General features: G+C 73.1%; 8 protein-coding genes and 3 pseudogenes. 5 read left to right on the plus strand and 6 right to left on the minus strand.

Annotated features, from left to right (window positions below):
* A pseudogene (locus tag IFT36_RS14215) lies at positions 1–348 on the minus strand (hypothetical protein); the annotation flags it as partial.
* On the minus strand, positions 345–1,013 hold the full coding sequence (locus IFT36_RS14220) for a response regulator transcription factor (protein WP_173153288.1): 669 nt from the start codon (positions 1,011–1,013) through the stop codon (positions 345–347). The pseudogene IFT36_RS14215 and the gene IFT36_RS14220, both read right to left, overlap by 4 nt.
* A 131-nt stretch (positions 1,014–1,144) precedes the next feature.
* On the opposite strand from IFT36_RS14220, the gene IFT36_RS14225 reads away from it, so the two are divergent.
* Positions 1,145–2,086, plus strand: coding sequence for a hypothetical protein (locus IFT36_RS14225; protein WP_200413460.1), 942 nt, complete (start codon positions 1,145–1,147; stop codon positions 2,084–2,086).
* A gap of 69 nt (positions 2,087–2,155) precedes the next feature.
* On the opposite strand, the gene IFT36_RS14230 is transcribed toward IFT36_RS14225, so the two are convergent.
* Positions 2,156–2,686, minus strand: a complete 531-nt coding sequence (locus tag IFT36_RS14230; protein WP_056043348.1) for an SRPBCC family protein — start codon at positions 2,684–2,686, stop codon at positions 2,156–2,158.
* A gap of 105 nt (positions 2,687–2,791) precedes the next feature.
* Here IFT36_RS14230 and IFT36_RS17020 point away from each other — a divergent pair.
* Positions 2,792–2,872, plus strand: a pseudogene (locus IFT36_RS17020) (DivIVA domain-containing protein); the annotation flags it as partial.
* A 45-nt stretch (positions 2,873–2,917) separates the two neighbouring features.
* Positions 2,918–3,028 (plus strand): annotated as a pseudogene (locus IFT36_RS16605) (DivIVA domain-containing protein); the annotation flags it as partial.
* Between the two features lie 61 nt (positions 3,029–3,089).
* On the opposite strand, the gene IFT36_RS14240 reads toward IFT36_RS16605, so the two are convergent.
* Positions 3,090–3,338: a DUF4287 domain-containing protein gene (locus IFT36_RS14240; RefSeq protein ID WP_056043354.1), complete on the minus strand. Its 249-nt coding sequence runs from the start codon at positions 3,336–3,338 to the stop codon at positions 3,090–3,092.
* A 138-nt stretch (positions 3,339–3,476) separates the two neighbouring features.
* Here IFT36_RS14240 and IFT36_RS14245 point away from each other — a divergent pair, with 138 nt between their 5' ends.
* Positions 3,477–4,358 carry a hypothetical protein gene (locus IFT36_RS14245; protein WP_200413461.1) on the plus strand — a complete coding sequence of 294 codons (882 nt, stop codon included), beginning with the start codon at positions 3,477–3,479 and terminating at the stop codon, positions 4,356–4,358.
* Between the two features lie 91 nt (positions 4,359–4,449).
* On the opposite strand, the gene IFT36_RS14250 is transcribed toward IFT36_RS14245, so the two are convergent.
* The gene (locus IFT36_RS14250; RefSeq protein WP_200413462.1) at positions 4,450–5,949 is read right to left on the minus strand and encodes an alanine racemase; all 1,500 of its coding nucleotides are present in this window, start codon (positions 5,947–5,949) and stop codon (positions 4,450–4,452) included.
* A 150-nt stretch (positions 5,950–6,099) separates the two neighbouring features.
* On the opposite strand from IFT36_RS14250, the gene IFT36_RS14255 reads away from it, so the two are divergent.
* On the plus strand, positions 6,100–6,504 hold the full coding sequence (locus tag IFT36_RS14255; RefSeq protein ID WP_056043363.1) for a RidA family protein: 405 nt from the start codon (positions 6,100–6,102) through the stop codon (positions 6,502–6,504).
* A 177-nt stretch (positions 6,505–6,681) separates the two neighbouring features.
* Here the strand turns inward: IFT36_RS14255 and IFT36_RS14260 are convergent, their stop codons facing one another.
* Positions 6,682–7,308: an NAD(P)-dependent oxidoreductase gene (locus IFT36_RS14260; protein WP_200413463.1), complete on the minus strand. Its 627-nt coding sequence runs from the start codon at positions 7,306–7,308 to the stop codon at positions 6,682–6,684.
* Positions 7,309–7,436: the final 128 nt, after the last annotated feature.

The raw sequence follows: 7,436 nt of genomic DNA on the forward strand, positions 1-7,436 counted from the left end.
GACGATGGCGTCGCCGTCGGCGTCGCGGATGACGACCGAGAGCCCCTGGGCCGAGAGCCGGTCGGCGAGCTCGTCGCCGTCGACCGTGCCGACCAGGGCCGCGGCGGCCGCGGCGCGGTCCGAGAGCCGGTCCACGACCTGGGCGCGGAGTCGCTGGCCGAGCGTGAGCTCGACCGTCACGGCGAGCGCCGCCAGCAGGACGGCCAGCAGCAGCAGCACGGCGACGACCGTGCGGACGCGCAACGAGCCGGTGCGCAGCCCGGGGGTGGCGGTCTCGGGGGCCGACACCGCGCCTCCTCGGGGGTGGTGTCCCGTCGTGAGCGCGGCGGGACGGCGGGCGCGCTTCACGCGCTCATCCGGTAGCCGAGGCCACGGACGGTGTGGATGAGGCGGGGGCCCCGGGTCTCCATCTTGCGGCGCAGGGCGCTGAGGTGCACCTCGACGAGGTTGGGGTCGTAGTCGTCGTAGCCCCAGACCTGGGTGAGGATCTGCGTCTTCGAGACGGTGCGTCCGCGGCTCTCGGCGAGGAAGCCGAGCAGGCGGAACTCGGTCGCGGTGAGGTCGAGTGGTTCGCCGCCGCGCGTGATGCGGGCCGCCTCGGGGTCGACGACGAGGTCGCCGATCTCGATCACCGACGGGATGCGGCCGCGGCGGCGGAGGACGGCCGTGACGCGCGCGATCAGTTCGGCGACGGCGAAGGGCTTGACCACGTAGTCGTCGACGCCCTCGGAGAAGCCGCGCAGCCGGTCGTCGACCTCGTCGCGGGCGGTCAGCATGACGACAGCGGCGTCGGACGAGGTGCGGATCGTGCTCGCGAGCCGGATGCCGCTCGCCCCGGGCAGCATCCAGTCGAGCACGACGAGGTCGGGCACGAACGCCTTCAGCTGTTCGGACAGGTCGGAGCCGTCCGCGAGACCGTGCACGGCGAAGCCCTCGGCGCCCAGCGCGGTGACGACGGCGGTGCGGATGGTCTCGTCGTCGTCGATCACGAGGACGCGGGCGGGGCTGAGCATCCTCCGAACGGTAGGGCCGGTCGGTGGGCGGAGGCTATGGAGGGGCTGGGGGTGCGGTGTGGGTCGCGTGGCCGCGGACTGCCACCAGGGGTGGACCGCAGACGGGCTCGGCCTGCCGCTAGGGTCGGCGCATGGGGAGACAGCGCCGACGACGGCAACTCGTCGCGGGCGGCGTCCTGCTGGGGCTGTCGCTGCTCGCGTTCTGGCTCGGAGGGCCGATCTCGGCCCGGTGGCCGTCGGCCTACCTGACCGTGGGGTTGGCGGCGTTCGGGCTCTTCTTGGTCGCCCTGTGGTTGTTCCTCCTCGTCATCGCCGAGCGTGAGGGGCCGCCCTCTGGCGCCCCGACCCTCCCGACCCGTCCGAGTTCCCCGGGCTGGTGGCCGTTCCAGCGGCGGCAGCCTCCGATCCCTCCACGAGAGACCGTCGCAAGCGACACGGACTGGCTCCCCCTCATCTGGCGACCGCGCAGCATCCCCGTACTGCGACGCGTCGATGCCGACGGCGCCCTCGAACTCCTGCTCGCCGACGATCGAGGCGAAGGGCCCATCGGAGGGTCGAGGGAGATCGTCATCGCCCTCTCGACCCAGGACCTGCTGATGATGTCGACTGTCCTGAACTCCGCCGCCGACTACGCCCTCGCCTCACCGTGGGACTCCGGCTTCTCGCACGACGAGGCCCTCGCGTGGTCGCGTCGCGCAGCCCGCGCCGCTCGCGACGCACCGGGTCCGCGGTTCGACCCGATTCGGGCCTCTGGTGTCGGAGCACGCCGGATCGGCTGGACGGCCTGGGCCCTCGGGCAGGACGCCCAGGTCGGTGCCCGACGCGATCCGTGGTTCGTCGTGCCCTTCGACCAGCTCCAGGCCGTGACCAACTCGCTCCAGGAAGTGGTCGAGGGGCTCATCGACCTCGACCTCGCCGCCGTCCAACGACTCGGCGGCAGCGGCGAGGGTGGCGGTGAAGACGGGCGCGAGGCGCGCCTCGCGGGCGGCGAGCTGACGCGACGCCTTCGCGACGTCCTGCGGCACGCGCACGAGTCCGACCCGGCACCGGCATTCGGTCCCACCGACACCTGACTCGTCCGTGCCGAGCCACCGAGACGGATCGATGCGGGGAGGCGCCGCTGGACCGTCGGTGAGCGGGTTCTACGGAAGGGCCGGAGGCACGGTGCGGGCCGGGTCACCGGCGCCGCCGAGGTCGGGGTCGAGGTGGGCGAGGACGAACGGATCGACGCAGCCCCGGGCGAAACCGCGGATGCGTCGGTCGATGTCGCGCTGCAGGAGGACGGCGCCGATGCGCTCGGCCAGGGGCGCCAGCCATGCCGGCTTGCACGAGAAGTTGTAGCGCCAGACGGCCTCGGTCGAGCTCGGGTCGCCGTCGACCTCGCTGAACCGCCATCCCCCGCCCATGCGCGCGAAGAACCACGACCCCTTCGTCATCTTCATGCCGACGTTCGTCGGTGGGTTGTACGAGACGTACTCGCTCTCCATCCGGAACCCGAAACGCTGCACGGTGAACGTCCGGACCCCCTTGGCGGCCCGGGTCGCCCCGCCCACCAGGTACTGCCGCCGGATGAACGGGTCCCACCGCTTTCGCGCCTCCCCCTGGGTCTGCGACACCGCGAAGGCGACGTGGAGGTCGACAGGAACGACGCACCGGGACTCGACGACGGGCATGGGCTCATCGTCGCACCTCCGGACGTCCGGGCGACCACGGGCGTGGAAAGATCAGGACAGACCTGTCGACACCCGACCCCGAGGAGCGGCGTGCTCGCACGAGACGTGACCGAGAAGAGATTCACCCCGACCCGCTTCCGCGACGGCTACGCGATGGAGGACGTGGACCCGTTCCTCGAGCGCATCCGGGCCACCCTCGCGGCCTACGAGCAGGGGACCACCGTCGGCCTCCTGGCGGACGTCGACGTCGTGGCCGCCCGGTTCCGACCGACGAGGTTCAGGGAAGGCTACGACCAGGACGAGGTCGACGACTTCCTGGACCAGGTCGTCGTCGAGCTCAGGGGACGACAGTCCGCCGGGGGTCGCTGACCGCGTCCCGACGTTGCGACGTCCCGACGTCGTGTCAGCCGCGGGCGTGGCGCACGTACGCGACGATCGCGTTGGCGTGCCCGTGGCCCAGGCCGTGTTCGGATTTGAGCCACGACACCACCTGCATGTGCGCGTGCTCGTCGAGACGCTCGTCGACCAGGTCGAGCCACTCCTGGACCGGCCGCCCGTAGGTGCGCTCGATGCTCGGGAAGTACGACGCCGGGCCTTTGACGGTCTGGCCGTCGGTGGGCGGTTCGGGTGCCAGGACGCGTCGCTCGGACATGCGGTGACGGTAGCAGTCGGTGTCGACGCGACTTAAGCCCCGCTTCAGATTCGGTTCCGAGAGTGGTGTCTGCCGGAGGGAACGCCCCGACCGCCAGCCGCACCGCGGCTCGCCCGGCACCCGACATCTGGAGACACCATGGCGAAGGACATCACCCCCGACGGTCGCGACGACGACCGTCGCGACGAGAACACCCCCGCGCAGGACGATGCGTGGGCCGAGCGACTGCGTCGTGAGGACGAGGACCAGGACGCCCGTACGACGACCGAGCTGCCGGCCCGGCCGTCGGGCCAGCCCACGGCCCCGACCACCCCGATCGTCGCCGACGACCAGCGCACCCGCGAACTGCCCACGGACGGCAGCGCGTTCCGAGCCGGGTCGACCCCGCAACGGCGCCCGAGGAAGGGCCTGCTCGTCGGCATCGGCATCGCGGCGGCCGGCCTCGCCCTGGTCGGGACCAGCACCGCCGTCGCGGTGTCGAACGCCGGGAGCTCGACCAGCGCCTCCTCGAGCGCGACGCCGGGCCGGGACGACGCGGCGGACCAGGCCGACGGCTCACGCCAGGGGCCGGGAGGACGAGGCTCCGACGACGCCACCGGTGCACCCACCGACGCGCCGACTCCGCCTGCTGCGGGCGGCGACTCGGACGAGAGCACTCCGGCCGAGGGCACCGGGCCCGACGGCGAGGCCCTACCGACCCCGGGCGTCGGCCCCGACGGCGAAGCGCTGCCGACCCCCGGCACCGGGCCCGACGGGAAGGCCATGCCGACCCCCGGCACCGGCCCCGACGGGAAGGCCCTGCCCGAGGCACCGGAGGGCGGCCCTGCCGACGGCGGCCCGATGGCTGGTGGACCGAAGGGTGGCCCGGGCCACGGCCCCGGCGAGAAGGGCGGCCCGAAGACGGACTCCGGCGACACCGAGGACGACTCCGACCGCCCCACCCCGCCGACCGATGCGCCCACCCCTCCCACGGACGCGCCGACGCCCACCCCCGGCACCGACGAGGGCTCGGGCTCGTAGGGCGCCGGCCGCACCGGCCGTCAGGGCGCCGGCCGCTCGGAAGCGCCGGCACCGGTCAGCACAGCAGGCTCCGTCAGAACAGCAGGCTCCGTCAGAACCGCGTGGTGATGCTGCCCTCGACGACGGGTGGCACACCGCGGCGGTCGGCCGAGCCCCGCACCGTGGCGATCTCGTTCCACTTGTCGATCGTGGTGCAGGGGTGCGAGACGCCGAGCCGCACCAGGTCGCCGACCTGCAGCCCGGACGCCGGGTCGAGCCGCAGGAAGGCGTGCTGGTCGTTGAGGGCCGACACGTGCGACCCGTCGAGCACCCCCGGGAGGCGCCGGTCGGCCGCCTGCGGACGCCACGCCTCGAGCGGCACCGGGAACCCCTCGTCGTCCGACGTGTCGCGCCGTCCGACGTTGAGCAGGGCGAGCCCGGGCTCGGGACGGGACACCACGGACGCCCAGAGCTCGAGGGTCGGCAGGAACGAGGGCTCGATCGTCGGCCCCTCGACCTGCTCGGCGTCGAACCCCGCGGCCCGCTCGGCGTCGAACCCCTCGGCCGCTCCGTCGAACCCGGTGAGTTCGCCGTCGGTCGGCCCGCCCATCTCGCGGTCGGCCTGCGACCCCGCCGAACCGTCGCCGACGACGACCGTGACGTCGGCGTCGACGCCGGCCGCGCCTCCTGCGGTCGACGGCACGGCGTGACGGGTCGACGGCATCGTGTCGCGGGCGAACGGGGTCAGCCGGCGATAGAGGTCGTGGTCGTGGGCGACGTACGAACCCGACCGCAGCACGACGCGCGTGCGCGGCCCCTGCAACCCCGAAGGGTCGTGCCGGTCGCCGAGCACGGCGACGACCCGGTCGAAGTAGACGCTGCCGCCGGCGGTCACCACCACGTCGTGACCTTTCGACAGCCACGGGTCGAAGGCCGGCGCACCGATGCCGTCGAGCACCTCGAGGAGCCCCCGCAGGTAGTCGTCGACCACGGCGATGCCGGCCGCGTCGACGTCGTGCGTGAGGGCGCCCTCGTACCCGGCCACCCCGGCCAGGACGAGGTGCGGTGCCGCCGCCACGGCCTCGGCGACGAGCAGCGCCTCGCGCACCGAGCGCGCGCCGGTCCGGCCGAGCGGCGACCCGAACTCGACCAGCACGGCGAGCGGACGCTCGCCCTCGGCCCGCGCCAGGGCGGCGTCGACGAGGCGCACCGTCTCGACCGAGTCGACCCACATGAGCACGTCGACGCCGGGTGCGGCGAGCGCCGCGAGGGTCGCGGGCGCGAACGCGGTGCCCGCCAGGACGACGTTCGGCACCCGGGCCTCGCGCGCGACGGCGACCTGGAACGCCGTCGCGAGCGTGATGCCCCACGCGCCGGCGTCGAGCTGCCGGCGCCAGATCTCGGGTGCCATCGTCGTCTTGCCGTGCGGCGCCAGGTCGACCCCGGCCTCGCGACACCAGGCGGCCATGGTCTCGACGTTGTGGGTGAGGGCGTCGAGGTCGATCGTGAGCAGCGGGGTCGCGAGGTCGATCAGCGGGACCGGCCGGGGCTCGCGGCCGAAGCCCACCTTGGTGGGGACGGGAGCGGACGGGGTCGAGGACGACGTGGTCATGGTGCCTTCCGACGGGTGCGGTTCGGGGGTGGGCGGAGTGGTGCTGCGGTCAGGCCGTGTGTCGGTACCTGACGGTAGTTTTGCAGCCACCCCCGACGGGCGACACCTCACGTCGGGCCCACCGACCATCCACCAGAGAAGAGCAGACCTGTGAGCGAGAAGACCGAAGTCCGCACCGGCGGCGCCCCCACCCCCATCTCGACCTTCTCGCAGGGCGTGCTCAAGAACGGGTTCCTCAGCGTGTCGGGCCAGGGCCCGCAAGACCCCGCCACGAGCGAGTACCTGCACCCCGGCGACCTGACGTCGCAGACCGTCCGCACGCTCGACAACGTCAAGGCGATCGTCGAGGGCGCCGGCGGGACGTTCGACGACGTCGTGTCGCTGCGCGTGTTCCTCACCACGCGCGACGACTTCGCCGAGATGAACGCCGCGTACGAGACCTACCTGCTGCAGAACGTCCCGAGCGGGGTGTTCCCCACCCGCACGACGGTGTTCGTCGAGCTGCCGAACGAGGCCATGCTCGTCGAGATCGACGCGCTCGCGATCCTCAGCTGACGCGCTGCGGCTCTCCGGCCCTGCGACCCTGCCGACCCTGCCGAGCTGCCGCCCTGCCGCTCGTCGACAGTGGGCGAGTTCGTACTATCCGGGCCGGCACGATCGCCCGCCCACTCCGAACACGCCCGTGTTCGGGGTCGTGCGGCGTCCAGGCGGCACCACCGCAGGAGGCGCAGGTCAGTCGGCCGCGCCCGTCACGACCACGATCTTCCGTGACCACGTCGCGTCGGTCAGCTGGGCGAGCATGAAACGCGCCACGTCGGCACGGGTCACGTGGCTGCCCGCCCCCTGGGGCAACCGCTCCCCCGTGGCGAGCGACCCGGTCGCCGGATCGTCGGTGAGGCGCGTCGGGTAGACGAGCGTCCAGTCGAGTCCGCTCTCGCGCACCTCGGCGTCGGCGACGTCCTTGGCGGCGTAGACCTTGCCGAGCACGGTGTGGAAGAACATCTTCTGAAAGGTGTTCGCGTCGGCCTGACTCTCGCCGACGCCGAAAGCCGAACCGACGACGAGTCGGTCGACGCCCGCGTCGTGCATCGCCGGCAGCAGGGCCCGCCCGACCTCGACCTCGACGGGGTGCCGCATGTTCCGCGAGCCGATCGCGTTCAGCACGGCGTCCTGGCCGGCCACGGCGGCGCGGACGTCCTCGGCCGAGGTCGCGTCCCCGGTGAGCACCCGGACGCCCTCCGTCACGTCGAGGGACGAGGCGTCGCGGACGAGCACCGTCACGTCGTGCCCCGCCGACAGGGCGACCCGCAGGACGTGGGAGCCCGTGCCCCCGGTCGCTCCCAACACCAGAACCTTCATCGCGCCTCCTGTCGTTCATCGAAGCGAACACCGTCCGACCAAGAGCGGGCCGAGAACGCCTGCGCAGGGTCGGGGCAGGGCGGATCGGGCCAGGGCGGGTCGGGTCGGGTCGGGTCAGCCGATGCAGG

Source organism: Frigoribacterium sp. CFBP 13605 (assembly GCF_014839405.1).
Classification (GTDB): domain Bacteria; phylum Actinomycetota; class Actinomycetes; order Actinomycetales; family Microbacteriaceae; genus Frigoribacterium.

Bases quoted from the DNA above. Each gene is read 5' to 3' on its own strand.
- IFT36_RS14220 (WP_173153288.1), bottom strand. From the start codon at position 1,013: ATGCTCAGCCCCGCCCGCGTCCTCGTGATCGACGACGACGAGACCATC.
- IFT36_RS14225 (WP_200413460.1), top strand. From the start codon at position 1,145: ATGGGGAGACAGCGCCGACGACGGCAACTCGTCGCGGGCGGCGTCCTG.
- IFT36_RS14230 (WP_056043348.1), bottom strand. From the start codon at position 2,686: ATGCCCGTCGTCGAGTCCCGGTGCGTCGTTCCTGTCGACCTCCACGTC.
- IFT36_RS14240 (WP_056043354.1), bottom strand. From the start codon at position 3,338: ATGTCCGAGCGACGCGTCCTGGCACCCGAACCGCCCACCGACGGCCAG.
- IFT36_RS14245 (WP_200413461.1), top strand. From the start codon at position 3,477: ATGGCGAAGGACATCACCCCCGACGGTCGCGACGACGACCGTCGCGAC.
- IFT36_RS14250 (WP_200413462.1), bottom strand. From the start codon at position 5,949: ATGACCACGTCGTCCTCGACCCCGTCCGCTCCCGTCCCCACCAAGGTG.
- IFT36_RS14260 (WP_200413463.1), bottom strand. From the start codon at position 7,308: ATGAAGGTTCTGGTGTTGGGAGCGACCGGGGGCACGGGCTCCCACGTC.